This is a genomic window from Actinokineospora sp. NBRC 105648, from assembly GCF_030269645.1.
Classification (GTDB): Bacteria; Actinomycetota; Actinomycetes; order Mycobacteriales; family Pseudonocardiaceae; genus Actinokineospora.
On the sequence record NZ_BSTR01000001.1, the window covers coordinates 243,172 to 269,899 of the forward strand.

The following is a 26,728-nucleotide window of genomic DNA, read 5'->3' on the forward strand; positions in this document are numbered from 1 at the left end:
CGCCTGGCGCCGGGGCCGCCGGGATGAGTCCGTTGTGGACTCTTGGTGCTACCGGGTCTCGTGGCGACCGGTCACCGACCTCAAACCCGCGACGCCATCGGGCCGCTGGCTGGTCGTGGCCCCTGATGCCGGTCCGGTGCCGGACCTGCTCGACGGCGCCGTCACCACCCGTCTCGCGGACGGGATCCCCGCGGGCGAGTGGGCGGGTGTGCTGTCCCTGCTCGACGTCCAGGGCACGATCGCACTCCTACCGCTGGTCGACGCGCCGCTGTGGTGCCTGACCAGGGGCGCGGTGTCGGTCGGGATCGGGTCCGACGAGGGACCCGATCCCGACCAGGCCCTGCTCTGGGGCCTGGGCCGCGCCGCCGCGCTGGAGTACCCCGCCCGCTGGGCCGGGTTGATCGACTTGCCCGCCGAGGTCGACGCGCGGGCCAGGGCGCGGCTCGCCGCGATCCTCGGTGGCGCCCTCCCCGGCGAAGACCAGCTGGCGGTCCGCGCCTCCGGCGTCTTCGTCCGGCGACTGCACACCGCCAAGTCCGATCGTCCTGACTGGACAGTCACCGGCCCGGTGCTGGTCACCGGCGGGACCGGCGCGCTGGGGGCCGAGGCGGCCCGCTGGCTGGCCGACCGCGGTGTGGCCGAGCTGGTACTGGTGAGCCGCTCTGGTCCGCAGGCTCACGGTGCCGCCGAACTGGTCGCGGACCTCGCTGCCCGGGGAAGCGCCGCAACCATCCTGACCTGCGACGTCAGCGATCGGGACGCGCTCGCCGCACTCCTGGCTGAGCACCCGGTCACCGGCGTGGTGCACACCGCCGGGGTGGCCACGACGCTGCCGTTGGAGTTCACCGACGAGTTCATCCCAGACGCCAAGGTTCTCGGCGCCCGCCACCTCGACGAGCTGCTCGGCGAGCGAGCCGAGCTGTTCGTGCTGTACTCCTCGATCGCCGGGGTGTGGGGCAGCGGTGGCCAAGCCGCGTACTCCGCCGCGAACGCCTACCTCGATGCCCTGGCCGAGCGGCGCCGCGCCCGGGGCTGGGCCGGGACGTCGATCGCCTGGGGTCCGTGGGCCGAGGTGGGGATGGCGGCCCGCGAGGGTGCCGAGGACTTCCTGCGCAAGCGCGGGATCACCCCGTTGCGCCCGGGTCTGGCGGTCACCGCCCTCGGGCTCGGCGCGAGCGTGACGGTGGCCGATGTCGACTGGGACCGGTTCGTGCCCGCGTTCACCAGCGGCAGGCCGAGCCCGCTACTGGCCGAGATCCCGCTCGCGGCCGGGACGCCGCTGGTCGCCCAGGTCGACGCCGACCCGCGCGCGCTGCTGGCCCTGGTGTGCCGCGAGGTGGCGGGCGTACTCGGCTACCCCGAGCCGGTCGCGGCCGACGTGCCGTTCACCGACCTCGGCGTGGACTCCCTCACCGCCGTCCAGGTCCGGGACCGGATCGTCGCGCGCACCGGTGTCCGGCTCCCGTCCACTGTGGTCTTCGACTACCCCACCGCCGGTGCGGTCGCCGACGAGCTGGTGGCCCGGTTGGGCGGTGTGCAGGAGGTCGAGTCCAGTCTGCGCGCACCTGCCGACGAGCCGATCGCCATCGTGGCCATGAGCTGCCGCTACCCCGGCGGCGCGACCTCGCCCGAGCGGCTGTGGGACCTGGTGGCATCGGGGACCGACGCCATGTCCGGCTTCCCGGCCGACCGCGGCTGGGACCTGTCGGCCGCGGGCGAGATCACCGCCGAGGGCGGATTCGTGCACGACGCCACCGAGTTCGACGCCGACCTGTTCGGCATCTCCCCGCGCGAGGCCGTCGCCATGGACCCGCAGCAGCGGTTGCTGCTGGAATCGGCGTGGGAGCTGCTGGAGCGCGCCGGGATCGCGCCGGACTCCCTGCGCGGCAGTGACACCGGGGTGTTCGTCGGCGCCTCGACCTCGGGCTACGGCATGGCAGGCGGCTTGCCTGAGGGGTCCGAGGGCCACGCCATGACCGGCTCGGCGAACAGTGTCCTCTCTGGACGGTTGGCCTATTCGTTCGGCCTTGAGGGCCCCGCACTGACCATCGACACGGCGTGTTCGAGCAGCCTCGTCGCACTGCACCTGGCCGCCCGGGCGCTGCGTGCGGGGGAGTGCTCACTCGCGGTGGCGGGCGGCGTCGCGGTGATGCCGACTCCCGCCGTGTTCGCCGAGTTCGCCCGGCAGGGCGGGTTGGCCGCGACCGGGCGGTGCCGCTCGTTCGCCGACGGCGCCGACGGTACCGGCTGGGCCGAGGGGGTCGGGTTGCTGCTGGTGGAGCGCCTCTCCGACGCCGAGCGCAACGGCCACCGGGTCCTGGCCCTGGTGCGCGGCTCGGCGGTGAACTCCGACGGCGCCTCCAACGGGTTGACCGCGCCGAACGGGCCGTCGCAGCAGCGGGTGATCCGCGCGGCGCTGGCCGCCGGTGGGCTGGAACCGTCCGATGTGGACGCGGTGGAGGCGCACGGGACCGGAACCGTGCTGGGCGACCCGATCGAGGCGTCCGCGCTGCTGGCGACCTACGGGCGCGATCGGGCCGAGCCGCTGTGGTTGGGGTCGGTGAAGTCCAACATCGGCCACGCCCAGGCCGCCTCCGGGGTCGCGGGCGTGATCAAGGTGGTGGAGGCGCTGCGGCACGGTGTGCTGCCCAAGACGCTGCACGTCGATGAGCCGTCCCGGCACGTCGACTGGTCCGCGGGCGCGGTGTCGTTGCTGTCGGACGCCCGGCCGTGGCCGTCGGTGGACCGGGCCCCGCGCGCGGCGGTGTCCTCCTTCGGCATCAGCGGCACCAACGCGCACGTGATCGTCGAGGGCTTCGAGCCCACCGAGACCGCCGAACCCGCAGAGCCGGGTGTGGTGCCCATGCCGGTGCCGTGGGTGGTCTCGGCGCGCTCCGCCGAGGCGCTGCGAGCCCAGGCGCGAGCACTTCTGTCCACTGTGGATGACCCAGCCGTGGGCGTCGGCCGGACGCTGGCGCTGGGCCGCGCGGCCCTGCCGCACCGAGCCGTCGTGCTGGCCGAGGACGCCGAGGGCTTCCGCCGCGGTTTGGCTGCCTTGGCCGAGGGCCGCAAGGATCCGACTTTGGTGTCGGGAACGGCGGGATCGGGCAGCCTCGCCTACCTATTCTCCGGGCAGGGCTCTCAGCACCAGGGGATGGGTTCGGCGCTGTACGAGGCTTTCCCGACCTTCGCTGATGCCCACGACGCCGTCTGCGCGCACCTGGATCTTCCGCTGCGAGCCGCTCTCACCAGCGAAGACGTGCACCAGACGGTCTACGCGCAGGCGGGCCTGTTCGCGTTCCAGGTCGCCCTGTTCCGCCTGCTGGAGTCCTGGGGCCTGCGACCGGACGCGCTGGCTGGGCACTCCATCGGCGAACTGGCCGCCGCACACGTCGCCGGGATACTCGACCTGCCCGACGCCTGCGCGTTGGTCACCGCGCGTGGTCGGCTCATGCAGTCGCTCCCCGCAGGCGGTGCGATGCTGGCCGTACGGATGACCGAGGCCGAGACCCGCACCGCGCTGGCGGGCTTCGAGGACCGGGTCTCGATCGCCGCGGTCAACGCCCGCGACGCCGTGGTCGTCTCCGGCGACGCCGACGCGGTCGAGGAACTCGCCGCCCTCGCTGAGCAGACGAAACGCCAGGTCAAGCGGCTCACCGTGTCGCACGCGTTCCACTCCGCGCACATGGACCCGATCCTGGGGTCGTTCGCCGAGGTGGCCCGCGGCCTGCGGTTCCACCGCGCGCGGCTGCCGCTCGTCTCGACCGTCACCGGTGCGCTCGACGACGGTCGGATGTCCACTCCGGACTACTGGGTCGACCAGATCCGCCGACCGGTGCGCTTCGCCGACGCCGTGGCCGCACTGCCCGCGACCCGTTTCCTGGAGATCGGACCGGACAGCCCGCTCGTCGCCCTCGCCGACCAGACGCTCACCGCCCCCGGCGCCGATACGCCGGGCGCGGTCGTGGTCGCAGCCCAGCGCAAGGGGCGGGACGAGGCCGCCACCCTGCTGGCCGCCGTGTCCCGCCTGTTCACCGCCGGTGTCAAGGTCGACTGGGCGCCGGTGTTCGCGCCGTGGGGCGGCGGTCGCGCCGACGTGCCGACCTACGCCTTCCAGCGCAAGCGCTACTGGCTCGAACCGGCACCCACCGCACAACCCGCCGACCTCCTCCGCTACGCCATCACCTGGCGTCCCGTGAGCGACCCGGAAACCGTGGTCCCGCAGGGAAACTGGGTCGTCGTGAGCAGTGGGGCGGACCCGCTGGCCGGTCTGCTGCGCGCGCACGGCATGACCATCGCCGAGATCACCGCCGAGTCGGGTGCCGACCGGGTCATCCTCGGCAAGCGCCTGCTCGACGCCGAGCGACCGGCGGGTGTCATCGCCGTGCTGACCGAGCCCGAGGCGCTGCTCGCACTGGTCCAGGCGATGACCGACCTGGGGCTCGACGCTCCACTGTGGAGTGTCACGCGCGGCGCGGTGAGCACCGGGCCGAGCTACCCGCTCACCCGTCCCGACCAGGCTCGCGCCTGGGGCCTGGGCCGGGTGGCCGCGCTGGAGCAGCCGCACCGCTGGGGCGGCTCGGTCGACCTGCCCGCCGACGCGGACGCGCGCTCGACCGCTCGACTGGTCTCCGTGCTCGCCGCAGGCGGTCCCGAGGACCAGCTGGCCATCCGCGGTGCCGGTCTGTACGCCCGCAGGCTCACCCGGACCGCGCCCGCCAAGCCGAGGCCCTGGCAGCCCAGGGGAACCGTGCTGATCACCGGTGGCACGGGGGCCCTCGGCAGGCGGGTCGCGCGGCTGTTGTCCGAGCGCGGGGCCAAGAACATCATCCTGCTCAGCAGGCGGGGCGAGGACGCGCCGGGTGCCCGGGAGTTCGCCGCCGAGCTCAAGGCCAAGGTCACCTTCGCCGCCTGCGACGTCGCCGACCGCGACGCCGTGGCCGCCGTGCTCGACGCCATCCCCAAGCGCAGGCCACTGCGGATGGTCGTGCACGCCGCCGGTGTCCCCGACGACACCGAACTCGCCGCCCTCGCCCCGGCCCGGCTGCGCACTGTGCTGGCGGCTAAGGCCGACGGCGCCCGCCACCTGCACGAACTGACCCACGACCTCGACCAGTTCGTCCTGTTCTCCTCGGTCGCCGGGGTCTGGGGCGCCGCAGGCCAAGGCGCGCACGCCGCCGCCAACGCCTACCTCGACGCCCTCGCCCTGCACCGCCAGGCCGACGGCCTCCCTGCCACCACGATCGCCTGGGGCCCGTGGGCCAGTGACCAGGACCAAGACGCCCTGATCCGCCGTGGCCTGCTGCCCCTCGACCCGGACAGCGCCCTCGCCGCCCTCGACACCACGCGGGGTGCCACCGTGGTCGCCGATGTCGACTGGGACCGGTTCCACCCCGCCTTCACCCTCGCGGGCCCGCGCCCGCTGCTCGACGACCTCGCCGAGGTCCGGCGCCTGACGACCGCCCCCAGGGTGATCGCCCCCAAGCGGGTGGGCGACGTGCTCGACTTGGTCCGGGAGACCACGGCCCGGGTCCTCGGCCACGCCGACACCACCCCGGTGGCGCCCGACCGCGGCTTCCTGGAGTTGGGCGTCGACTCGCTCACCGCCCTGGAGCTGCGCCAGGCCCTCCAGGAGGCCACCGGCATCGAGCTGCCCGGCACGGTGGTGTTCGACCACCCGACCCCAGCCGCCTTGGCCCGCCACCTCGACGGTCACAGCGCCCCGACCGAGCAGCTGGGCATCTCGCCGGACGACCGCAACCCGGTGGGCCTGCTCGACTCCCTCTACCGCGAGGCCACCCGCACCGGCCGCACCCAGGACTTCCTCGCCTTCCTCGGCGACGCCGCGAAGTTCCGCCCCGCCGCCGACACCGCCGCCAACCTGGCCCCGGCCGCGGCGGTCACCCTGGCGACAGGCCCCGCGCCTGCTCTGCTCCTGTGCTGCAGCGGCCTCACGGCGGGCGGCGGTCCGCACGAGTTCGCTCGGCTCGCCGCGCGTCTGCGAGACCAGCGCGACGTACAAGCGTTGCCAGTACTGGGTTACGGACGAGGTGAGCTGCTCCCCGCCACCGCCGAGATCGCCCTCGACTGGCAGGCCGACGCGGTCCCGGTCGACCGTCCTTTTGTCCTATTGGGACATTCCGGCGGCGCCACCCTGGCGCACCGCCTGGCGACCCGCCTGGTCGAGCGGGGCACCCCGCCCGCCGCGCTGGTGCTGGTCGACATCTACCCGCTCGACCACCCGGTCATGAACGACTGGGCCGACGAGCTGTCCGAGGGCGTCTTCGAACGCCAGGACCAGTACGTCCCGATGGACGACGTGCGGCTGACCGCGATGGCCTGGTACGGCAGGCTGTTCTGGCAGGCCCCCGACCCCGAGCACCGGGTCCCCACCCTGCTCGTGCGGGCCACCGAGGCACTGGGCGAGCACGGCGGCGACTGGCGCAGCAGCTGGCCCACCACGTCCACAGTGGACGTGGTGGGCAACCACTTCACCATGATGTCCGAGCACGCCGGGTCGACCGCCGACGCGGTCCACCGATGGATCCGCGACCAGCTCGGCGAACCGCCCCACGAGAGGAAACACCAGCGATGACCGAAGTCCTGGCCCGCGCGAGCGGCGTCACCCGCCGGTACGGCGACGTGGTCGCCGTCGACGAGCTGTCCCTGGAGATCCCGGCCGGGCAGATGCTCGGCCTGCTCGGCCCCAACGGCGCGGGCAAGTCCACGCTGATCAACATGTTCGTCGGGCTGCGCAAGCCGTCCGCCGGGTCGGTGGAGCTCTTCGGCCACAACCCGCGCGACGTGCGGGCGCGCCGCCGGATGGGGATGACCCCGCAGGAGACCGGCATGCCGGAGACCCTGCAGGCGGGCGAGGTCATCGAGTTCGTCGCCTCGCACTACCCCAACCCCATCGGGCGCAAGGAGCTCCTCGAGCAGTTCCACCTCGAGGAGGTCGAGAAGCGCCAGACCGGTGGCCTCTCCGGCGGCGAGAAGCGCAGGCTGGCCATCGCGCTGGCCTTCGTCGGCCGCCCCGACCTGGTCTTCCTCGACGAGCCGACCACCGGCCTGGACGTCGAGGTGCGGCGCGCGCTCTGGGATGGCGTCAAGGCCTACAACGCCGCGGGCGGCACCGCGGTGATCACCAGCCACTACCTCGAGGAGATCGAGGAGCTGGCCGAGCGGGTCGTCATCATCGACAGCGGCAAGCTGGTCGCCGACGACAGCGTCGCCTCGCTGCGCCGGGTCAGCGGCCTGCGCAAGGTCACCGTGCGCACCCCCGAGGTGCCGACCCTGCCCGGGGTCGTCGGGGTCGAGCAGGACGGCGACCGGGTCAGCCTGATCACCCCGGACTCCGACCAGCTGGTCCGCGACCTGGTGGCCTCCGGGGTCGCCTTCAGCGAGCTGGAGGTGCGCCCCGGCTCGCTGGAGGACGCCTTCCTGGCCTACACCGCCAAGGCCCCCACCACCGCGTCGTCCGTCTAGGAGAGTCCACAGTGAACACGATCGCCGCCTACACCAAGTTCGAGATCCTGGGTGCCATCCGCATCCCGATGGTCTTCGTCGCACTGATGTTCCTGCCCACCGTGGGCATGCTGCTGTTCGTGGTGCCCGCGCTCGGCGACGACCCGGTCGGCGCCACGCTGAGCACCGGCTCGATGTGCCTGTTCACGGTGCTGATCATCTGCTCGGCGCAGTACGGCCTGGGCATCGCCGACGCCCGGATGAAGCCCTGGGGCGGCTACGTCCGCACCCTGCCCGGCGGACCGCTGCCCAAGATGGTCAGCATGATCGTGATGAGCTCGCTGTTCGTGGTCGCGGGCGCGCTGCCGCTCATCGCCATCGCCGCGATCGGCACCGCGGCCTCGGTGTCCTTCGGAGGGGTGCTGCTCGGCCTGGGCGCGCTGGTGCTGGCCGTCATCCCGTTCTCGCTGATGATGCTGGCCATCGGCTACGCGGTGAACCCGTACCTGGTCAGCGTGATCACCAGCATCGCCCCGATCATCCTGGCCTACCTGGGCGGGCTGTTCACCGATCCCAACAGCACCAGCGGTTTCACCACCGGCTTCGCGCCGTTCATCCCCACCCGCGGCTCCGCCGAGCTGGTCTGGGCCGCGGTCGGCGACTACTCGCCGAACCCGCTGTCGATGGTGATGCTCGGCGTCTGGACCGTCGTGCTGGCCTTCCTCGCCTACCAGGCGTACCGGTCCGACGAGGGCAAGCGCTTCCGCTGAACCACCCGAAGGGGCATCATGCAGTTCCGCAACCTCAAGGTCGACGGCGCCGTCGAGTTCACCCCCAGGGTGTTCCCGGACGACCGCGGCCTGTTCCTCTCGCCCTTCCAGGAGTCGGCGTTCCTGGCGGCCACCGGGCACCGGCTGTTCCCGGTGGCCCAGACGAACCACAGCCGCTCCCGACGGGACGTGGTGCGCGGCGTGCACTTCACCCTGACCCGGCCGGGCTCGTCGAAGTACGTCTACTGCGCGCGCGGCAAGGCGATCGACATCGTCGTCGACCTCCGCGTCGGCTCGCCGACCTTCGGCGCCTGGGACTCGGTGCTGCTCGACCAGGACGACTTCCGGGCGATGTACTTCCCGGTCGGCTGCGGGCACGCGTTCGTGGCGCTGGAGGACGACACCGTCATGTCCTACATGGTCTCCAGCGCCTACGTGCCCGAGCACGAGCTGGCGCTGCTGGTCACCGACCCGGCCCTCGGGCTGCCGGTGCCGGAGAACGCGATCATCTCCGAGCGCGACCTGGTCGCGCCGCGGCTGGCCGACGCCATGGACCTCCTGCCGCGCTACGAGCTGTGCCAGGAGATCGAGCTGGAGCTGCGCGGATGACGCGGGTGGTGGTGCTCGGCGCGTCCGGGTTCATCGGCTCGGGCATCACCCGGGCGCTGGCCCGCGCGGACGTCTCGCTGCGGGTCGTGGCGCGCAGGCCGACCCCGGCGCCCGCGCACGTCGAGGTGCGCGCCGCGGACCTGACCGACGGGGTCGCCGAGCACGTGGCCGACGCCGACGCGGTGGTGCACCTGGCCGCCTACACCGACGGTGGCTGGCGGGTCGCCGACGGTGACACCGTGGCCGAGCGGGTGAACGTCGGCCTGGTCGCGGACCTGGTCGACGCGCTGCGCGGCAGGCCGTCGCCGCCGGTGGTGCTCTTCGCCGGGACCGAGACGCAGGTGGGGCTGACCGAGCGGGTCCGCATCGACGGCTCCGAGCCCGACAACCCGCGCAGCGCGTACACGCGGCAGAAGTTGGCCGCGGAGAACCTGCTCAAGGACGCGACCGCCGAGGGGGTCCTCCGGGGCGTTTCCCTCCGGTTGCCCACGGTCTACGGCCAGGGGCCGGAGACCACGGCACGCGACAAGGGTGTCGTCGCGCTGATGGTGCGCAAGGCGTTCGCCGACGAGCCGCTGACGATGTGGCACGACGGCACCGTGCGCCGCGACTTCGTCTACATCGACGACGTCACAGCCGCGTTCGTGTCCGCTTTGGACAACGCGGACGCGCTCGCGGGCAAGCACTACGTGCTCGGCAGTGGCGTGGGCGAGCCGCTGGGCAAGGTGTTCGCCGAGATCGCGGCGCGGGTGTCGGCCACCACCGGCCGTCCGCCGGTGCCGGTGGTGTCGGTGCCCCCGCCCGGGCACGCCGAGCCGACCGACCTCAAGAGCGTCGAGGTGGACGCGTCGGCGTTCCGCGCGGTCACCGGGTGGGAGCCGCGGGTGCCGCTGACCGAGGGCATCCGCCGCACGGTCGCCTCGATCGCGGGGGAGTGAGCGTGGCCCGGGTCCTGTTCCTGAACAACTCCGGCTTCGGCCACGTCATGCCGTCGCTGAGCGTGGTGGCCGAGCTGGTGCGGCGCGGGCACGAGGTGTCCTATGTGACCAGTGGCGGTCCGGTGCCGAAGGTGGCGGCCACCGGCGCGACCGTCGTGGAGTACGACTCGGAGCTGCCCGGGATCGACCTGTCCGCCTACGTCACCGCCGACGAGACGGCCGCGCTGACCGGCATCTACCTCACCGAGAGCGAGCGCGTCCTCGACGCGGTCGTGGCCCAGCCCGGTCCCGAGCCGGACCTGATCTGCTACGACCTGACCGTCTACCACGCCGCGCGGATCCTCGGTCGCGCGTGGGGGGTCCCGACCGTGCAGTGCCTGCCGGTGTTCGCCTCGAACGAGCACTTCTCGCTGCTGGAGAAGATGGTCGAGAAGATGGGCCGCGCCGAGCTGAGCCACCCCGAGCTGCAGTCCTTCTTCGCCCGCCTCACCCGGCTGCTCGTCGCGCACGGCCAGGGCGACACCGACCTGAAGGACTTCATCGGCCGCACCGAGGAGCTGAACCTGGCGTACTTCCCGCGCTCGTTCCAGTTCGCGGGCGACACCTTCGACGAGCGCTTCGCCTTCATCGGCCCGGGGCTCGACCCGGACCCGACCGCGCAGCCGTGGAAGCCGCCGATGACCGACGACCCGCTGGTGTTCGTCTCGCTGGGCACCTGCGTGAACCGGCGGGCGGGGTTCTTCAAGGTCTGCGTGGACGCCTTCCGGGACCAGCCGTGGCACGTGGTGCTGGCCGTGCACGAGGGCGTCGACCGGGCCGCACTCGGTCCACTGCCGTCCAATGTGGAGGTCCACGGTTGGTTGCCGCACCTGGAGGTTCTCGCGCACACCGACGTCTTCCTCTCACACGCGGGCCTGGGCAGCGTCATGGGCGCCCTGCACCAGGGCGTGCCGCTGGTGGTCGTCCCGGCGTCTCCTGAGGACTGGGTGAACGCGCGCCGGGTCGCCGAACTCGGCCTGGGCCGGGTGATCCGCGACGAGCTGCCCACCCCGGCGAAGCTGCGCGCGGCGGTGGTCGAGGTCGCGGGTGACCGGCTCACCGCCCAGCGGGTCAGCCGGATGCGCGTGGACATCGGTGCCGCGGGCGGTGGCCGGGCGGGCGCCGACGCGCTGGAGCGGCTGCTGGCGAATGGGGGCCGATAGGGGTTGTCAGTCCAGCTGGCCCGTTCCTACGCTCGGATCCGTTGAGCCGCAAGCGGTTCCGTGCGCCACGACGCGATGAGGACTTCACCGTGACCGACGTATCCGACCGGGTTGGCGATGCCGCCCGCATCGCCCACTCGGCACGCACCCCCTACGCGGTCACCGACCCGGCCGCGCTCGAGGCGTGGCTCACCGACTGCCGCGCCCGCTTCCACACCCACGTCGAGCCCATCCCGCTCGACCGCCTCGACGGCTGGTCGGTGCACCCGGAGACCGGCGACATCGGCCACCGCAGCGGGAAGTTCTTCACCGTGCGCGGGCTCGACGTCGAGGTGGCGGGGGCGCCGATCGCCCGGTGGAGCCAGCCGATCATCAGCCAGCCCGAGATCGGCATCCTGGGCATCCTGGTCAAGGAGTTCGACGGTGTCGCGCACTGCCTGATGCAGGCCAAAGTGGAGCCGGGCAACGTCAACGGCGTCCAGCTCTCGCCCACCGTGCAGGCCACCCGCAGCAACTACACCAGCGTGCACGGCGGCAAGTCGGTGCCCTACCTGGAGTACTTCCGCGACACCGCCGGGCACACGGTGCTCGCCGACGTCCGCCAGTCCGAGCAGGGCGCCTGGTTCCACCGCAAGCGCAACCGGAACATGGTCGTCGAGGTGCACGACGAGGTCGAGGTGCTCGACGGCTTCTGCTGGCTGACCCTGGCCCAGGTGCACGAGCTGCTCCGGCTCGACGACCTGATCAACATGGACACCCGCACGGTGCTGTGCTGCTTCCCCTTCTCCGGCAGGGGTTCCGCGTCCGCCTACGGCACCGGCTCGGGCTTCCGCGAGAGCCTGGTGCGCTCGCTCGACGACGCCCAGCCCGCCGCGCACCCCATCGGCGAGGTGCTCAGCTGGATCACCGACGCGCGCACCCGCCAGGACGTCCGCGTCCGCGAGATCCCGCTCAACACCGTCGCGAACTGGCGCTGGTCCGAGGGCCGCATCACCCACGACAGCGGCCTGTTCTTCGACGTGGTCGGCGTGGGCGTCTCGGCGGCGGGCCGCGAGGTGGGCAACTGGCACCAGCCGATGCTGCGCCCGCGCGGCCTCGGGCTTGTGGCGTTCCTGGTGCGGCGCGTCGACGGCGTGCTGCACGTGTTGATGCACGCGAAGGTCGAACCGGGCTACTTCGACGTCGTGGAGCTGGCCCCGACCGTGCAGTGCACCCCCGAGACCTACGCCGAACTGCCCGCCGAGGCCCGCCCACCCTTCCTCGACGAGGTGCTGACCGCGGCTCCGTCGGCGATCCGCTTCGACGCCGTGCACTCCGAGGAGGGCGGCCGCTTCCTGCACGCCCGCACCCGGTACGTGGTGATCGAGTCCGATGTGGACGCATCGGCCGCCCGGCACCCCGACCACCGGTGGCTGCCGCTGCACCAGCTCGCCACCCTGCTGCGGCACAGCCACTACCTCAACGTCCAGGCGCGCAGCGTGCTCGCCTGCCTGCACAGCCTGGTGTCCGGCCCGGAGGGAACAGCATGACCACGCGCGTCTGGGACTACCTGACCGAGTACGAGAACGAGCGCGAGGACATCCTCGACGCCGTCGACACGGTGTTCCGCTCCGGCCAGCTGGTGTTCGGCCCGAGCGTGCGCGGGTTCGAGGAGGAGTTCGCCGCCTACCACGGCCTCGCGCACGGCATCGGCGTCGACAACGGCACCAACGCCCTGGTCCTGGCCCTGCGCGCGCTGGGCGTCCGCCCGGGCGACGAGGTGATCACGGTGTCCAACACCGCCGCCCCCACGGTCATCGCCATCGACCAGATCGGCGCGAAGCCGGTCTTCGTCGACGTGCACGAGCGCAACTACCTGATGGACGTCTCCCAGGTCGAGGCCGCCATCACGCCGAAGACCAGGGCCCTGCTCCCGGTCCACCTCTACGGCCAGTGCGTCGACCTGGCACCACTGCAAGAGGTGTCGAAGAAGCACGACCTGGTCCTACTTGAGGACTGCGCCCAGGCCCACGGCGCCCGCCAACACGGCAAGATCGCGGGCACCACCGGCCAAGCGGCGGCGTTTAGCTTCTACCCCACCAAGGTCCTGGGCGCCTACGGCGACGGCGGTGCCGTCGTCACCGACGACCCGGACGTCGACGCCGCCCTGCGCAGGCTGCGGTACTACGGGATGGAGAAGCAGTACTACGTGGTCGAGACCCCCGGCCACAACTCCCGCCTGGACGAGGTCCACGCCGAAATCCTCCGCCGAAAACTCCGCCGCCTCGACGGCTACCTGGAGTCCCGCAAGCGCGTGGCCGCCCGCTACGCCGAGGCCCTGGCCGACACCGACCTGGTGCTCCCCGCCGTCGAACCGGGCAACGACCACGTCTACTACGTCTACGTGGTCCGCCACCCCAAGCGGGACCAGATCCTCGAGGCACTGCAGGCCTACGACATCGCCCTCAACGTCAGCTACCGCTGGCCGGTCCACACCATGAGCGGCTTCGCCCACCTGGGCTACGAACGAGGATCCCTGCCGGTCACCGAGGCATTGGCGGACGAGATCTTCTCCCTGCCGATGTACTCGTCCCTGTCGGAGGACCTCCAGGACAAGGTCATCAGCGCCCTCCGCGAAGTCCTCCGCACCCTCTGACCCACGAGGTGCCGCAGGCCTCACCTCCGCCTTGGTGCCTGCGAGGTGGAGCGGCCTAGCAAGCCGCTCGCCAAGCAACCCCAGCCTCTGGCCGGGCTCTCCCCAACCAAGCCGTCCCCAACCAGGCCCCCCGGGCAAGCCAGCCTCACCCAACCCGCCCCCCACCCGAGCCGCACCCGCCTACCCTCCTCCTCGATCGGGTGGCGCGGCTTTGCAACCCGCTTCCCGGCGGAGCCGCACCCTCCCGCCTTCCTGCTCGATTGGGTGGAGTGGCTTTGCAACCTGCTTCCCGGCGGAGCCGCACCCTCCCGCCTTCCTGCTCGATTGGGCGGAGTGGCTTTGCAGCCCGCTTCCCGACGGAGCCGCACCCTCCCCGCCCTCCTGCTCGATTGGGTGGAGTGGCTTTGTTCGGGGAGAAAAGAGGCGCTAGCCTGGTCCCGGCGTGGGTGATCCCTTCCCCACCCGCTTCACCCCGGCGCCTCTTTTCTTAGGGGCCCCGAACAAAGCCACTCCACCCAATCGAGCCCACCCGCGAACCCAACCACCCAGCAAGCATGATCAACGCCGAGGCAGAGTCCGAACCCGAATCGGATCCCCCCGCCGCTCCGACCCGAAGTTCGCGATCCCCTTCACCCGGAACCAGTACACCGTGTCCGGCTGCAACCCGGTGATCGTCGTGCTCAGCACCGGCCCCATCAACCGCTGCGCGGGCACGTCGTCCACCGCCACCTCGTACCCGTACACGGTCCAGAACGGCCCACTGGTCGGGTTCCAGGCCAGCGACACGCTGTCCGACCCGACCGCCGTGGTGTGCAGGCCCTTCGGCGCGGGCAGCAGTTCGTTGATCACGTTGTCGGTCCGGATCTCCAGCCACCGGGCGGGTGGCTGGTCGCCGCGGGTGCACTTGACCGTGCGGCCGTGTCCGCGCAGGGTCAGGTCGATGCTCTCGATGTCGACGTAGCTCAGCCCGGCCTTGAAGGTGGAGTAGTTCGTCCCGGTGTACCCGGCGACGTCGACCACCAGGTCCTGGCCGGGGATGACCGTGGTCCGGTGGAAGTCCAGCGGTACCGCCGCGCGCAGCGACACCGTGCCGCTCACCGCGATGTTCGCCGTCACCACACCCTCGACCGAGCGCAGCCCCCGCACGGCGCGGGCCGGGATGGTGGCCTTCCCGGTGATCCGGCGCGCCTCCGGGCCGGGGCCGAGGTAGGCGGGGTTCTCGATGTCGGCGGTCAGCGCCAGCTTCACCGGACCACCGACCGGTCCCGGACAGCGGTTGGTCAGCTCGACCGACATCGGCTGGGCCGCCGCCGTGGCGGCGGTGAGCACACTGGCGGACAACACGACCAGGGCGGTGGCGAGGATCCTGCGCACTGGGAGTTCCCTTCGCTCGGAGGAATCCCAAGCTAGGGCCGCGCCGGTTCGGCGGCAACGAAGTTGCGCCGAACGCGGGCGGACATCTCCTTGCCGCAAAATGTCCTTTGTGGATTCCCGGGTCCCGTGGCCGAATCGCCACCAGGATCCCCTGGCGACAATCCACGGGTTGGTCAGGTCTTGTCAATTCCGGTCACCGGCCACGCGCCGAATCGGGAGTCGAAAGACCCACAGTTCAGCGAACACGCCCGGGTTGACCGGGCTAGCCAGCGCATGTTCCGGCACAGCGCCCTGGCGGACTCACCACACTACGCAGGGTGAGAATCCGGTCTGCCTCGGGCGCAAGCGGACCGCCGGTCCGCTGTGAGCTGGGTCATGCGGGTGGCTCTGGGCGCGGAGGTCGCGGAGAGCGATCCGGGGCATGGGTAGGCTCAGGTCCTCGACGTCGGTCTCGGGGGAGGTCGCCATGGGTCTCGTTCGGACGATGGGCGCGCGGATCGGGTCCTGGCTGGTGGGCACCTCGGCGGCCCGCTTCCTGCTGCGCAAGTTCGGCACCAGGGCGCTCTCGTTGCTCCCCGAGGCCACCCTGGTCCCGCTGCGCCGCGACGGGATGGAGCCGGTGGCCGAGCTCGACCGGATGCGCGAGGAGCAGCCGGTCACCAAGCTGCCGGTCCCCTTCGGGGTGAACATCTGGCTGGTCACCGGCTACGCGGAGAACAAGCAGGTGCTGGTCGACACCGCGTCGTTCAGCAACGACTACCGCCACCTCGGCGAGCTGGTCGAGATCGAGGACCAGAACCCCGGTGGCCTGGGCTTCGCCGACCCGCCCGACCACACCCGGCTGCGCAAGCTGCTCACGCCTGAGTTCACCATGCGCAGGCTGGCCAGGCTGGGCCCGCGCATCGACGCGATCGTGGCGGACTGCCTCGACCGGATCGCCACCGCGCCCGGCCCGATCGACCTGGTCGAGCTGTTCGCCCTGCCCATCCCGTCGCTGACCATCTGCGAGCTGCTCGGCGTCCCCTACTCCGACCGCGACGACTTCCAACGCCTCGCGGTCGCCCGCTTCGACCTGTTCAGCGGCGCGGGCGCCTCACTCGGCGCCATCTCGGAGTCACTGGTCTACCTGGAGGGCATCGTCCGCGCCCAGCGCGCCGACCCCGGCGACGGCCTGCTCGGCATGATCATCCGAGAACACGGCGACGAGGTCGACGACAAGGAACTGGCGGGCCTGGCCGACGGCATCCTGACCGGCGGCTTCGAGACCACGGCCAGCATGCTCGCCCTGGGCGCGGTGATCCTGCTGCGCGACCCGGACACCGCCACCCTAATCCGCCACGACGACAAGGCCATCGGCCCGTTCGTGGAGGAACTGCTGCGCTACCTCACCGTCGTCCAGGTCGCCTTCCCCAGGTTCGCCCGGCACGACCTGCGCATCGGCGACACCGAGATCGGCAAGGGCGACCTCGTCGTCTGCTCCCTGAGCTCAGCCAACCGCGACGACGCCCTCGGTGTCGACATCCGGACCTTCGACCCCCGCCGCCGACCCACCCAGCACATGGCCTTCGGCTACGGCGCCCACCGCTGCATCGGCGCCGAACTGGCCAGGATGGAACTCCGAGCCGCCTACCCGGCCCTGGTGCGCCGGTTCCCGAACCTGAAACTGGCCAAGCCCGAGGACTCCCTGGAATACCGGAAGACCTCCATCGTCTACGGCGTGGAACAAATCCCGGTCACCACGGCCTAAAAGGGAAAGAGTGCAGGCGGCGGCCTGAGGGAACAGAGCGGGAGACAGTCGGCCGAGTCGCAGTCGCAACAAGCTTTTCCATGTCGCTCACCCAACCCGCTCCCCGCGCAAGCCGCACCCGCCCGCCCTCCTGCTCGATTGGGTGGAGTGGCTTTGTTTGGGGAGAAAAGAGGCGCTAGCCTGACCCAGGCGGTGGGTATCCCTTTCCCACCCGCTCTACCCACGGCGCCTCTTTTCTTAGGGGCCCCAAACAAAGCCACTCCACCCAATCGAGCCCACCCCGCCAACCAGGCCACCAGCAGAGCTGGCACAGAGCAGCAAGGCACAGCAGCGGCATGAACCCGCTGCTGTGCCCAGGCCGGCCACCAAGCGATCACCCGAAGAACACCGAAGCGGCCACGTCATCGAAGTCCAGCCGCGCGAGGTCAGCCACGTCCCCGTCCACCACCAACGACTTCCCCTTGCAATCCTTCTCCGACCACAACTTCACCGAGCCCAGCGCCGTCAACGACGACGCGTTCCCCGGCCGGGCGAGGTTCTTGCAGCCCTTGCCCGCAGTACCCTCCGCGGCACCGTTGTCGCTGAAGTTCGGCTCGTCGAACAGGGTCACACTGGTCGCCTTGCGCCCCGACTCGGGGGCGGTGGACGGGGTGGTGGTCGGGGTGGCGCCCGCGCCCGCCTTGCGGCCGTCCGGGGTGACGCCGAACCAGGTTCCACCCACGCCCTGGCCCAGGGTGTCGCCGGGCTTGGTGTCCTTGGCGAAGCGGTAGACCGGCCAGCCCTTGATCGTCACCTGCGTGCTGCCGTCGTCGCGGGTGACGAAGCCGACCGCCGACTTCTTGACCCCAGCGATGAACACCTTGCCGCCCTTGGCAACTGTGACCGGCGGCCAGGTCTTGGCGCAGTCACCGTTGCAAGTGGACTTCGACGGGCTCGCGGTGTCCTTGTCGAACCGGTACAGCGTGAGCCCGGCACCGTTGACCACCACCGGGTTCAGCTCCCCGGCCTTGCCCGCCTTGAGCTGCACCCACTTGCTCGCGGTCTCCGCCTGCGCGGTGTTCGCGGTGCCGTCCGGACCGGTCGCCCAGTCACCGGTGCCCTCGGTGGCCTTGTTGGACTTCGCGGTGCCGCCGAAGAACGAGACGCCGTCGAGCTGTTCGCTCTCCTGGGCGGCGGGTACCGCGGCCGCGGTGTCTGGGGTGTCCGGTGTGGGGGTGCTTTGACCCGCGCAGGCGGAGAGGGCGGCGATGGCGGTGAGGAGGACGGCGGCGGAGATGGTGCGGTTCATCTGGGTGGCTCCCTGGTGGCTGGACTTGGATTCACCAGGTACACGGTGGATCTGGGGGAGCGGTTCAGCTGGATCTGGTTGCTGTGCTCGGCCTGCTGGGTGGCCGGGTTCCGGCGCAGGGCTGGATTGGGTGGAGTGGCTTTGTTCGGGGCCCCTACGAAAAGAGGCGCAGTGGATAGAGCGGGTGGGAAAGGGATACCCACCGCCTGGGTCAGGCCAGCGCTTCTTTTCTGGCCGGGGTCAGGGGGCGATTCCGAGGTCTTCGGACAGGGCTTGAAAGCGGGATTCGGCTAGGGGAGCCGGGTTCTCGCCCAGCCAGGCCAGGTGGCCGAAGGTTTCCAGGACCACTAGGCCGTGGATCGTGGTCCACGCGGTGAAGGCGATCGCTGCGGCGTCCGGGGGTAGGTCTACTGCTGCGGCGAAGGTGTTCAGTGCGGTGATCGTCGGGTCGACCTCTCGGCGTTTCAGGGTGCCCCTGTGCCACGCCTCGATGATGGGGGGTACGAAGGCTGCGCCCACTGCTCGGCTGGCGTGTGAGGTGGGGCCGGATTCCGGGGCCGCGTAGTCCGGGATCGGTGTTCCGTACAGCAGTGCGAACTCGTGCGGGTGGGTCAGCGCCCACTGCCGGTACGCGAGCGCCGCTGCCACGAAGGCGTCGCCCTTTGCCGCGTCGCGGGCCCGTGTCACCTCCTCCGCCAGTGCCGCGAAACCGTCGGTGATCAGGTCGGTTATCAGTGCTTCGCGGTTCGGGTAGTAGCGGTACAGGCCTGCCGGGCTCATCCCGATCGACACCGCCACCGCGCGCAGTGACAGGGCTGCGCCGCCGCCCTCGCGCAGGTGGGCCAGGGCCGTGGCCTTGATCTCGGCCGAGGTTTGTTCCCGGAGTCGTTCCCGCCTGGTCGCCATGGTGCGTGAGGGTAGCGCGTTGCGATCGGTGTTCGCAGTGCGCTACGGTCAAAGTGTGAACACTGATCGCAGTGCAGATACTGATCGCAAAGTTGGCGGCATGCGCGAGGGCGTCCCGGAACGGGCGACCGCGGTGTTGTTACTGGTGGAGGGGCTGTTGCTGTTCGTCCCGCTGGTGGTGCTCGGGGCGGCTGTGGACTGGCCGGCCAGCCTGGGTGAACCTGCCGCCGCCGTGTTGCCGCGAGTGGCTGAGCACGAGGCGGCGTTGCGGGTCGGGTATGTCGTGTACCTCGCCTACTCGGCGTTGTTCCTGCCGGTGGCGTTGTGGGCCATGGGGACCCTCGCGCCGGACCGGCAGGACTCGCGGGTTGCCCGGCTCGGCGTGGCGTTCGCCGCTCTGTCCACAGTGGCTCGGTGTGTCGGCATCGTCCGGTGGCTCACCACCATGCCCGACCTCGCGCACGCCTGGCAGTCGGGCGTGCACCGGGAGGCGATCGAGGTGCAGTACGACGCGCTGAACTCGTTCGCGGGTGGTGTTGGTGAGTTGCTCGGGGTGTCGCTGTTCGCGGCGGGTTGGCTGCTCTGCCTGGCCAAGGTCGCGAGCATTCCGTTGTGGCTCAAGGGTTTCACCGTTGTCACCGCCGCCGCCCTCGCCCTGCCGCTGGTCGAGCTGCTCGGGGTGGACGCGGGCGCGTTGATCAGCGTGGGCAGTGCGACGGTCCAGGTCTGGTTCCTGGTCACCGCCGTGCACGTCGTCCGCGGCGGCAGGCGGTCGAGCGCGGCGCGGGATCGATAACTGGTCTACACCAAGGCTAGCGGCTGTTGCAGAGTTCCAGCTGGGTGCGCTCGGCTGTCGTGCACGGCAGGTACCCCGCGTCCTTGAGGCGCAGTCGGGCGCTGTCGTGGGTCCGCACGAACTTCACGAACGAGGCCAGCAGCGAGCCCGCCGCCGGTTCGCCGCGGGTGTAGAGGTACTCCACGGTCCAAAAGGGATACTCGGACTCGATGCCGCCCGCCGCGTCGAACACCTTGCCGTCGAGGCTGAGGGCGTTGAGGGCGTTGCTCTTGCGGGCCTCGGCCACCGACGGGGCGTCCGCGTAGCCGATGGTGCCCGGGATGGAGCTGATCTTGGCGACGACCTCGGAGTTGGAGTCCCGTTCGCAGCGCGTGGTCCGGGCGCCCGGGTTGCGGTCCTTCGCCAGGCACTCGTTGGAGGACAGGCCGTCCTCGCCGGTGCCCAGGACGCGCTGTTCGAACAGTTCGCGGGTGCCGGACTCCTGGCCGCGCCCGACGATCCGGATCGGCAGCGGGGCGCCGCCGCGCAGCTGGCTCCAGTCCTGGTAGGTGCCGTCGTAGACCTTGCGCAGGTCGGCGGTGGAGATGGTGTCCAGGCCGACCGAGGAGTTGACCACCACGTGGTAGACCACGATCGCCAGCTGCTGCGCGTAGAGACCCTGTTCCTCGCCCCGGTGCCTGCCGTCGGACAGCGCCGCCAGGGTCCCCGCGTCGGCGGGGCTCAGGGCCGCGACGGTGCGCACCCCATCGATGCTGCCGGTGGCCTGGGTGAGGATCTTGGCGTCCGTGCAGGCGTCCAGGTAGTCGCGGGCGATCGACTTCATCGTGGGCATGAACACGCTCGACCCCTGCACCGACAGCTCACCCGAGCCGCAGGCCACCGACGGGTCGGTCGGTGGTGAGGCGAACACCAGGCTCAGCACCAGGAAACCGGTCAGCACCAGGGCGAGCGCGCCGGTGAGCCGGGGCAGGGTGACCCGCCGCTGGCGCTTCTCGTCCTTGATGATCCCGTTGTCGCCGAGCTTGCCGGTGGACTCGATCTCCTTGCTGGTCTCGCCCTCCGGGGTGTCCGCGGGCTCCTCCAGGACCACGACCAGCTTGAACTTCTGCTTGCGCTTCAAGGACAGGCCGTCCAGCCGCACCCCGTGCCAGCGCGGCTCGGTCTCCGGCTCCTGCGGGGCGGGGGCCTGCCCGCCGATCCAGCGCACCATCCGCTGGGACAGCTTCTCCCGCACGGTCAGCAGGTTGTCCCGCTCGCCGTTGCCGGGTGCGGGGTCGGTGCCGTTGCGGAAGAACCGCAGCCCGGCGCGCAGCTGCTCGCGGATCTCGTCGGAGCCCGCCTCGGAGATCCGGGCGTTCCAGACCACCCGCTTGCCGAAGGTGAACGAGAGCGGCTTGTCGAAGTCGTCGGCGCTGATGTCGTAGCCGCCGGTGTTGCGGATCCGGATGACCACGATGCTCATCCGGTCGAGCAGCCGCGACATGCTCGCCAGCTGCCGCGGGCCCGCCCCGGGGCCGTCGTCGTGCAGCTTCTCCGGCCCCAGGCCGATCTTCGAGTTGTAGTGCACCCGGTAGCTGATCCGCTTGCGCCGGATCAGGAACCGGTCGACGAACGGCGTGGCCACCAGCAGCACGATGCCCAGCACGAGGTTGCCGGGGCCGAGGAAGTCCAGTACCGCGCGCAGGGTCTCTCGGATTCCGGTCACCGGACGCCTCCCAGGATCACGCCGGTCAGCGTAGGAGGGCCGGCCCCGGCGGGCAGCATGATCTCCATCCGTTCACCGCCGGTTCAGCCAAGCGCTACTGCTTGCCGGACCGGCGCAGCGCGAGCAGCGCGCCGATGGCGACCAGGACGGCCAACCCGGTGATCCACACCCAGTTGGGCATGGCGTTGGACCCGGGCGCGGGGGCCGCCACCGGCGCCGTGGACACCTCGGTCACGGGCGGGAGTTCCTCGCTGGTCACCACGTCTGAGCCCGCGGTCTCCGAGCTGGTGGTCTGCGCGCCGGGGGCGTCCACGATCGTGCTGAACGGGATCTGCCCGGAGACGGTGTGGCCGTCGTCGGAGGTGACCCGGTACTCGATGGCGTACTGGCCCGCCAGGCCCACGGGTTGCACCGCGACCGTGACCACGGTGCCCGCGACCACCGGTCGCTCGACCGTCCAACGACCACCCGCGCCGCTGACCGACACCGAGTCGTTCGGACCGATGGTGACCGCCTCGGTGAAGGTGAGCTGGACGGACTGGGGCAGCTCGGCCAGCGCCGCGCCCTTGGCGGGCGAGCTCGACTCGAGTTCCACGTGCGCCGAGGCGGGCAGCGCGGTGGCGGTCAGGGCGACGCCCGCGAGGAGCAGGATGGCGGCCAGGCGGCGCAGGATCATGGACGGAGGGTAGCCGGTGGGTGCGTTCGGCCAGGGTTTGCCCGCGTTCGACCGAGGCCCCGCGGTGCTTCCCTTGCGTAGGCTGCGCTCGTGCGTGAGGGGGTGCGGTGGAGCGTCCTGGGGACATCACCAGTAACGAGATCGCCGGGGAAGTGCACGGCACGAGCGTGCAGGCGTACCGCATCTCCGGCGGCGTGCACGTGCACACCGGGCAGGAGCGCTTGGTGGCCGCCTACAGCGAGCTGGCGGACGCGCGACGGCAGCTCTTGGAGGGCATGCAGGTCGAGCGGAACCTGACCCAGGCCGTGTGGGCGTTGCAGACACTCGTGTTGCGCCTGCAAGACCAGGTGCTCCGGTTGCGGGACAACGAGACCGAGCTGCGCGCGACGGTGGTGGCGAAGGAACGCGCCGAGGGCCAACTGGACGTCGCCGAGGCCGAACAGGCCACCGCGGTGCGCCTGCTGCGCCTCGCCCGGGCCAGGCTGGCCGAGGTCCAGGCGCGGGCGAGCGAACCCGCTGAACTGCCCGGGATCGAGCCGACCGCCCTGGTCGCGGGCCTGGACGAGATCGACCGGTTCCTCGACGAGCAAGGCGCTCGGCTGGGCAGGCTCTCGGCCGAGCTGGACGGCGTCCCGTCGATCACCGTCGCGGTGGTCGACGACCACCAAGTCGTCTGGCACGGGATTCGCCACTACCTCGACCGCGCGGACCCGCCAGTGCGGATCGTCTCGGAGGCGGACTCGGTGCTGTCCGCGCTCACCGGTCCGGGTGCCGTCGCCGACGTGGTGATCATGGACCTGCACCGCCCGGACACCGGCCCCGCGGACCGGGCCGGGTCCGGCTACCTCGACCTGCAGCGGTTGGTCGACGCCGGGCGGAAGGTGGTCGTCTGCTCGACTCGCGTCGACCGCATCACGATGGTGCGGTGCATGGGGATCGGCGCGCACACCTACATCACCAAGGTCGAGATCGCCGACCACCTGGCCGAGGCCGTCCGCGCCGCGGCGTACGGACGGGTCTACCGGGCGCCGTTGTTGGCGGCGGCGATGGACCTGCCCCCGGTCGGGCGCCCGGAGCTCAGCCCGGGTGAGCGGGAGGTGCTGCTGCTCCACTGCGCGGGCATGACCTTGGTCGAGATCGCCGCGCGCTCCGGCTCACCGTGCAGGCCGTCCACTCCCGGCTGGAACGGGTTCGCAAGAAGTACACCGACCTCGATCGCTCCGCCCGATCCCGCAGCGCGCTGACCCGGCAAGTGCTGCGCGACGGTCTGATCACCTGGGCCGAACACCGCCAGGCGATCACGTCGCTCGAGTAGCCCGCCGGGTCAGCGCTTGAGGTTGAGCCGCAGCTCGGTGAGGCCGCGCAGGTTGAAGTGCGAGTGCCAGCGCAGGTCCTGGCTCGCCAGCTCGATGTCGGAGTAGCGGCGCAGCAGCTCGGCGAACACCGTGCTCGCCTCCAGCTTGCCCAGCACCGCGCCCACGCAGTAGTGCGGGCCGGAGCTGAACGCGAGCGACTTGGGCTCGGTGCGGGCCAGGTCGAGCCGGTCCGGGTCCGGGTAGCGGTCCGGGTCGCGGCCCGCGGCGTCGAACAGCACGATCACCGTGTCGCCCGCCGGGATCACCTTGTCGCCGATGCGGGTGTCCGCGGTGACGATCCGCGCGGCGAGCTGCACCGGCGGGTCGAACCGGGACAGCTCCTCGACCGCGGTGCCCATCAGCCCCGGGTCGGCCCGCAGCGCGCGCAGCGCCGCGGGCTGCTGGAGCAGGGCGAGCATGCCGTTGGCGATGAGGTTGACCGTGGTCTCGTGGCCCGCGTTGAAGATGAGCAGGATGTTGGCGACGATCTCCTCGTCGGTGAGCTGCTCGCCGTCGGCGTCCGGGGACATCAGCACCGAGAGCAGGTCGTGCTCGGGGTCGTTGCCGCGCCGCTGGGCCATCAGGTCGAGCAGGTAGGCGCGGAACTCGGGCTCGGCCTTGTTCATCGCGATCCGGCGCGCCGGGGTAACCCCGGGGTCGATCACGTAGCCGACCTTGTCCGTCCAATCGCGGCACTTGGCGCGGTCCTGCTCGGGGATGCCGAGCAGCTCGCCGACCACCAGGATCGGCATCGGCAGCGCCAGGTCGGAGATCAGGTCGACCTCGCCGTCGCCCATGTCGTCGATGAGCCTGCCGACCACCTCGGCGATCCGCGGCCGCATCCGGTCGATGTTGCGCGGGGTGAACACGCGCGCGATCAGCCTGCGCATCCGGCGGTGCGCGAGACCGTCCTGCATGAGCATCCACTTGCTGGTGCTCTTGACCACCGGGCAGGTCGGGCCGCCGCGGATCATCGCCCAGCCGGGGTCGGCGGGGAAGTTGCTGGAGGCGCCGGGCGCGCGCAGCAGGGCGTCGACGTCGTCGTAGCGGGAGAGCACCCAGTAGCCGAACGGCGACCGGTGCACGGGCTCGGTCTCCCGCAGCCGCCGGTAGTACCCGAACCGGTCGGCGGCCAGCGCCGGGTCGTTCAGGTCGAAGAGCGCAGTCATAGCGGGGGTCCGTCCGTGACAGGCCAGTTCGCCCTGGCAGCACTGGAATCCGCCTCGATCCTGCTGTCGGCCCCGGGGACCGTCAACCCCTAGCAGGGGTCCCCTAGCACCGGCGGCCCGGGTTACTTGATCATTAAATATGTACGCCGTACGGGTGATACTCGCGAGTAGATAGCTACTGATCCGCTACGAGCGGTAACTGGCGACCGGGGTCCATGCGATGCACGGAGCAGCAAGGCCCCAGAAGGACCAACGAGCGTCCGGACAACGCGCGCTCGGGTCGGCCCGGGGTTCGAACCGCCGAAGAATCGATGTGCCCATGACACTGCTGTGGATCATCGGAGCCGTCATCGCCCTGGTCGGGCTCGCCTCCTGGCGTCTCCGCCGCGCCGCGGGCCTGCTGGACCGGATCCTGGTCGAAGAGCACGCGGGCGCCGAGCGGGACGCCCGCCGCGCCGCCACCGAAACCGAGTGGGTGTCGTCGCGCCCGGTCGCCGAGACGCCCGGCACCACCCGCGCCGAGACCGGGTTGCCCGCGGTGGTCAGGTTGCCGCACCCGGCCCGTCGGCTGTGGCCGCACCGCCGGACGCCGGACCGGCTCGCGGGCTGATGTCCAACGGCCCTGGTCCAGCCCCGTGCGGGCGGTCACCATGGGGCCGAACCACGAGTTCCGACGCGGTGGGCGCCGCGTCGTGAGGGTGGGTCGAACCATCCCGCCTGGGGTCCCCCGGTCGGTGGGCGCCGACCGGGGGACACCGGGTTCCGGCCAAGCCCTCAGTACGGCTCGCCGAGGGCCGCGCGCAGCGCGGCGCGGTCGATCCAGCCGAGGTGGGCGCTGGCCCGCGCCCCTCGGAAGGACCACAGGTGGTGCTGGCGCCAGGTGGCCCGGCGGCCGTGCCGGGGACTGGGCGCCAGGTTGGTCCCGACATAGGTGCCGCTGAACTCCAGGCGCGTCTCGACCGTGTCGGTACCGGTGCGCCGGGCGCTGAGAATGCGCGCGTAGACATCGGGCATCGCGCGCCGGGCGGCCTCGATCGAAAAGCGCAGCCCGGGTATTCCGTCGTCGAAGACTCGGACGTCGGACAAATCTCGGATATCGGGATGGGCGAACTCGTCCAGAACGGTGAAATCGCCCTCGTTGACCGATTCCCGGATGAACGCCACCGCGATTTCCACCTGATCGCCCGCGCGGGTGGCCGACCACGGCCCGCGGACCAGCACGCCGGTCACCGCGGTGCGGGGAGCGCGACCTCGGAGAGGGCGGCGGCGAGCGCTCTGCGGTGCTCCCGGCGGATGGCCACGGCGCGGTGGCGGGCGTACTCGGCGTCGGTCTCCGGGTGCACCGGGCGGACCGGGCGCGGCGCGCCGTCGTCGTCCACGGCGACGAACACCAGGTGCGCCTCGGCGATCCGCTCGCGCTCGCCGGTGCCGTGGCAGCGCTGGGCGTCGACGTGCACGCCGATCTCCATCGACGTCCGGCCGGTGCCCTCCACCTGGGCGCGCGCCGAGACGATGTCGCCTGCCCAGACCGGGGCGAAGAACGTCATCGCCTCCACCGAGACGGTGACGGCGTGGCCGTCACTGTGCCGGGCGGCGGTGGCCCAGGCGACGTCGTCGACCAGTTCCAGGATGAGCGTGCCCTTGCCAGAGCCGAACATGTTCTCGTTGGACCGCCAGATGACGCGGGAGAGCTCGCAGCGCGAGGCGCCCATCGTCTTCCCGGTCGCCATGGACTCCGGTTGCGTCGTCGGAGTCCGCTGGGCTGCGTCGACAGGGGTCATCGGAAGTGATTCTCCAAAGGGGATATCGGGTCGGTCGGGAATACCGGTGCACGGGGGCGACGAGCGGGGGGAGATGGCGCCCAGTCTAAACGATCATTCGGGTGGTCTTTGCCAATTTCGCACCATCCGCGGATATCTCGCTTTGTTGGGCGACATTGATCACGGTCGGTCACCGGCCACAGGGCTAACTGCGGGACACCCGTAACTCGAACTAGTGAAGTAGAGCTGCACGAATGGGAGAGTTCGTCACCGATACTTGCCCGAGTGGGTGAACCGTCGGAAATCCTCGGGTGCGGTCGGGACCCCACGCCCC

20 protein-coding genes (1 of these 20 cut by a window edge) are annotated in these 26,728 nt (G+C 71.2%); 12 read left to right on the plus strand and 8 right to left on the minus strand.

The window, feature by feature from the left end; all coding sequences use genetic code 11:
• The 8 genes from QSK30_RS00525 to QSK30_RS00560 form a co-directional block, all read left to right on the plus strand.
• On the plus strand, window positions 1–6,595 hold the final stretch of the coding sequence (locus tag QSK30_RS00525; RefSeq protein ID WP_502871771.1) for an SDR family NAD(P)-dependent oxidoreductase. The gene continues 10,331 nt to the left of window position 1, outside the view; 6,595 of the gene's 16,926 nt are visible here — the last part of the coding sequence; its start codon lies off the left edge, out of view; the stop codon is at window positions 6,593–6,595.
• Window positions 6,592–7,485 carry an ABC transporter ATP-binding protein gene (locus QSK30_RS00530; RefSeq protein ID WP_285498718.1) on the plus strand — a complete coding sequence of 298 codons (894 nt, stop codon included), beginning with the start codon at window positions 6,592–6,594 and terminating at the stop codon, window positions 7,483–7,485. The genes QSK30_RS00525 and QSK30_RS00530 overlap by 4 nt, the downstream gene beginning before the upstream one ends.
• 11 nt (window positions 7,486–7,496) lie before the next feature.
• The gene (locus QSK30_RS00535) at window positions 7,497–8,234 is read left to right on the plus strand and encodes a hypothetical protein (RefSeq protein WP_285498719.1); all 738 of its coding nucleotides are present in this window, start codon (window positions 7,497–7,499) and stop codon (window positions 8,232–8,234) included.
• 18 nt (window positions 8,235–8,252) lie between these two features.
• On the plus strand, window positions 8,253–8,843 hold the full coding sequence (locus tag QSK30_RS00540) for a dTDP-4-dehydrorhamnose 3,5-epimerase family protein (protein WP_285498720.1): 591 nt from the start codon (window positions 8,253–8,255) through the stop codon (window positions 8,841–8,843).
• Entirely contained in the window at window positions 8,840–9,781 is a 942-nt protein-coding gene (locus tag QSK30_RS00545; protein ID WP_285498721.1) for an NAD-dependent epimerase/dehydratase family protein, read from the plus strand. Before QSK30_RS00540 ends, QSK30_RS00545 begins: the two co-directional genes overlap by 4 nt.
• A 2-nt stretch (window positions 9,782–9,783) precedes the next feature.
• Window positions 9,784–10,983 (plus strand): macrolide family glycosyltransferase, encoded by a 1,200-nt coding sequence (locus tag QSK30_RS00550; protein WP_285498722.1) that lies wholly within the window; start codon window positions 9,784–9,786, stop codon window positions 10,981–10,983.
• An 89-nt stretch (window positions 10,984–11,072) separates the two neighbouring features.
• Window positions 11,073–12,512, plus strand: a complete 1,440-nt coding sequence (locus tag QSK30_RS00555; protein ID WP_285498723.1) for an NDP-hexose 2,3-dehydratase family protein — start codon at window positions 11,073–11,075, stop codon at window positions 12,510–12,512.
• The gene (locus QSK30_RS00560) at window positions 12,509–13,618 is read left to right on the plus strand and encodes a DegT/DnrJ/EryC1/StrS family aminotransferase (RefSeq protein ID WP_285498724.1); all 1,110 of its coding nucleotides are present in this window, start codon (window positions 12,509–12,511) and stop codon (window positions 13,616–13,618) included. Before QSK30_RS00555 ends, QSK30_RS00560 begins: the two co-directional genes overlap by 4 nt.
• Window positions 13,619–14,176: 558 nt before the next feature.
• Here QSK30_RS00560 and QSK30_RS00565 read toward each other — a convergent pair.
• Entirely contained in the window at window positions 14,177–14,992 is an 816-nt protein-coding gene (locus tag QSK30_RS00565) for a fibronectin type III domain-containing protein (RefSeq protein WP_285498725.1), read from the minus strand.
• Between the two features lie 466 nt (window positions 14,993–15,458).
• Here QSK30_RS00565 and QSK30_RS00570 point away from each other — a divergent pair, with 466 nt between their 5' ends.
• Complete coding sequence (locus QSK30_RS00570; protein ID WP_285498726.1) at window positions 15,459–16,739, plus strand: cytochrome P450; 1,281 nt, start codon at window positions 15,459–15,461, stop codon at window positions 16,737–16,739.
• 373 nt (window positions 16,740–17,112) lie between these two features.
• Here the strand turns inward: QSK30_RS00570 and QSK30_RS00575 are convergent, their stop codons facing one another.
• Entirely contained in the window at window positions 17,113–18,027 is a 915-nt protein-coding gene (locus QSK30_RS00575) for a hypothetical protein (RefSeq protein ID WP_285498727.1), read from the minus strand.
• Window positions 18,028–18,267: 240 nt separating this feature from the next.
• Window positions 18,268–18,933, minus strand: a complete 666-nt coding sequence (locus QSK30_RS00580) for a TetR/AcrR family transcriptional regulator (protein ID WP_285498728.1) — start codon at window positions 18,931–18,933, stop codon at window positions 18,268–18,270.
• A 100-nt stretch (window positions 18,934–19,033) separates the two neighbouring features.
• Between QSK30_RS00580 and QSK30_RS00585 the strand changes: the two genes are divergently transcribed.
• Window positions 19,034–19,729 carry a DUF4386 family protein gene (locus QSK30_RS00585; protein WP_285498729.1) on the plus strand — a complete coding sequence of 232 codons (696 nt, stop codon included), beginning with the start codon at window positions 19,034–19,036 and terminating at the stop codon, window positions 19,727–19,729.
• Between the two features lie 16 nt (window positions 19,730–19,745).
• Here the strand turns inward: QSK30_RS00585 and QSK30_RS00590 are convergent, their stop codons facing one another.
• A complete protein-coding gene (locus tag QSK30_RS00590) occupies window positions 19,746–21,434 on the minus strand; it encodes a PstS family phosphate ABC transporter substrate-binding protein (protein ID WP_285498730.1) in 1,689 nt (562 codons plus the stop codon).
• A 94-nt stretch (window positions 21,435–21,528) separates the two neighbouring features.
• Window positions 21,529–22,110, minus strand: a complete 582-nt coding sequence (locus QSK30_RS00595; RefSeq protein WP_285498731.1) for a copper resistance CopC family protein — start codon at window positions 22,108–22,110, stop codon at window positions 21,529–21,531.
• 107 nt (window positions 22,111–22,217) lie between these two features.
• On the opposite strand from QSK30_RS00595, the gene QSK30_RS00600 reads away from it, so the two are divergent.
• Entirely contained in the window at window positions 22,218–23,354 is a 1,137-nt protein-coding gene (locus tag QSK30_RS00600) for a response regulator transcription factor (RefSeq protein WP_285498732.1), read from the plus strand.
• An 80-nt stretch (window positions 23,355–23,434) separates the two neighbouring features.
• On the opposite strand, the gene QSK30_RS00605 is transcribed toward QSK30_RS00600, so the two are convergent.
• Window positions 23,435–24,634: a cytochrome P450 gene (locus QSK30_RS00605; RefSeq protein ID WP_285498733.1), complete on the minus strand. Its 1,200-nt coding sequence runs from the start codon at window positions 24,632–24,634 to the stop codon at window positions 23,435–23,437.
• A 319-nt stretch (window positions 24,635–24,953) separates the two neighbouring features.
• Here QSK30_RS00605 and QSK30_RS00610 point away from each other — a divergent pair, with 319 nt between their 5' ends.
• Window positions 24,954–25,244: a hypothetical protein gene (locus tag QSK30_RS00610; RefSeq protein ID WP_285498734.1), complete on the plus strand. Its 291-nt coding sequence runs from the start codon at window positions 24,954–24,956 to the stop codon at window positions 25,242–25,244.
• 164 nt (window positions 25,245–25,408) lie between these two features.
• Here QSK30_RS00610 and QSK30_RS00615 read toward each other — a convergent pair whose 3' ends face one another.
• A complete protein-coding gene (locus QSK30_RS00615; RefSeq protein WP_285498735.1) occupies window positions 25,409–25,864 on the minus strand; it encodes an ester cyclase in 456 nt (151 codons plus the stop codon).
• Entirely contained in the window at window positions 25,861–26,415 is a 555-nt protein-coding gene (locus tag QSK30_RS00620) for an acyl-CoA thioesterase (RefSeq protein WP_285498736.1), read from the minus strand. Before QSK30_RS00620 ends, QSK30_RS00615 begins: the two co-directional genes overlap by 4 nt.
• Window positions 26,416–26,728 lie beyond the last annotated feature (313 nt).

Excerpts from the sequence above, each read along its gene's own strand:
- QSK30_RS00585 (WP_285498729.1), top strand. The coding sequence starts at position 19,034 with ATGCGCGAGGGCGTCCCGGAACGGGCGACCGCGGTGTTGTTACTGGTG.
- QSK30_RS00570 (WP_285498726.1), top strand. The coding sequence starts at position 15,459 with ATGGGTCTCGTTCGGACGATGGGCGCGCGGATCGGGTCCTGGCTGGTG.
- QSK30_RS00605 (WP_285498733.1), bottom strand. The coding sequence starts at position 24,634 with ATGACTGCGCTCTTCGACCTGAACGACCCGGCGCTGGCCGCCGACCGG.
- QSK30_RS00545 (WP_285498721.1), top strand. The coding sequence starts at position 8,840 with ATGACGCGGGTGGTGGTGCTCGGCGCGTCCGGGTTCATCGGCTCGGGC.
- QSK30_RS00560 (WP_285498724.1), top strand. The coding sequence starts at position 12,509 with ATGACCACGCGCGTCTGGGACTACCTGACCGAGTACGAGAACGAGCGC.
- QSK30_RS00530 (WP_285498718.1), top strand. The coding sequence starts at position 6,592 with ATGACCGAAGTCCTGGCCCGCGCGAGCGGCGTCACCCGCCGGTACGGC.
- QSK30_RS00620 (WP_285498736.1), bottom strand. The coding sequence starts at position 26,415 with ATGACCCCTGTCGACGCAGCCCAGCGGACTCCGACGACGCAACCGGAG.
- QSK30_RS00540 (WP_285498720.1), top strand. The coding sequence starts at position 8,253 with ATGCAGTTCCGCAACCTCAAGGTCGACGGCGCCGTCGAGTTCACCCCC.
- QSK30_RS00595 (WP_285498731.1), bottom strand. The coding sequence starts at position 22,110 with ATGATCCTGCGCCGCCTGGCCGCCATCCTGCTCCTCGCGGGCGTCGCC.
- QSK30_RS00575 (WP_285498727.1), bottom strand. The coding sequence starts at position 18,027 with ATGAACCGCACCATCTCCGCCGCCGTCCTCCTCACCGCCATCGCCGCC.
- QSK30_RS00610 (WP_285498734.1), top strand. The coding sequence starts at position 24,954 with ATGACACTGCTGTGGATCATCGGAGCCGTCATCGCCCTGGTCGGGCTC.
- QSK30_RS00580 (WP_285498728.1), bottom strand. The coding sequence starts at position 18,933 with ATGGCGACCAGGCGGGAACGACTCCGGGAACAAACCTCGGCCGAGATC.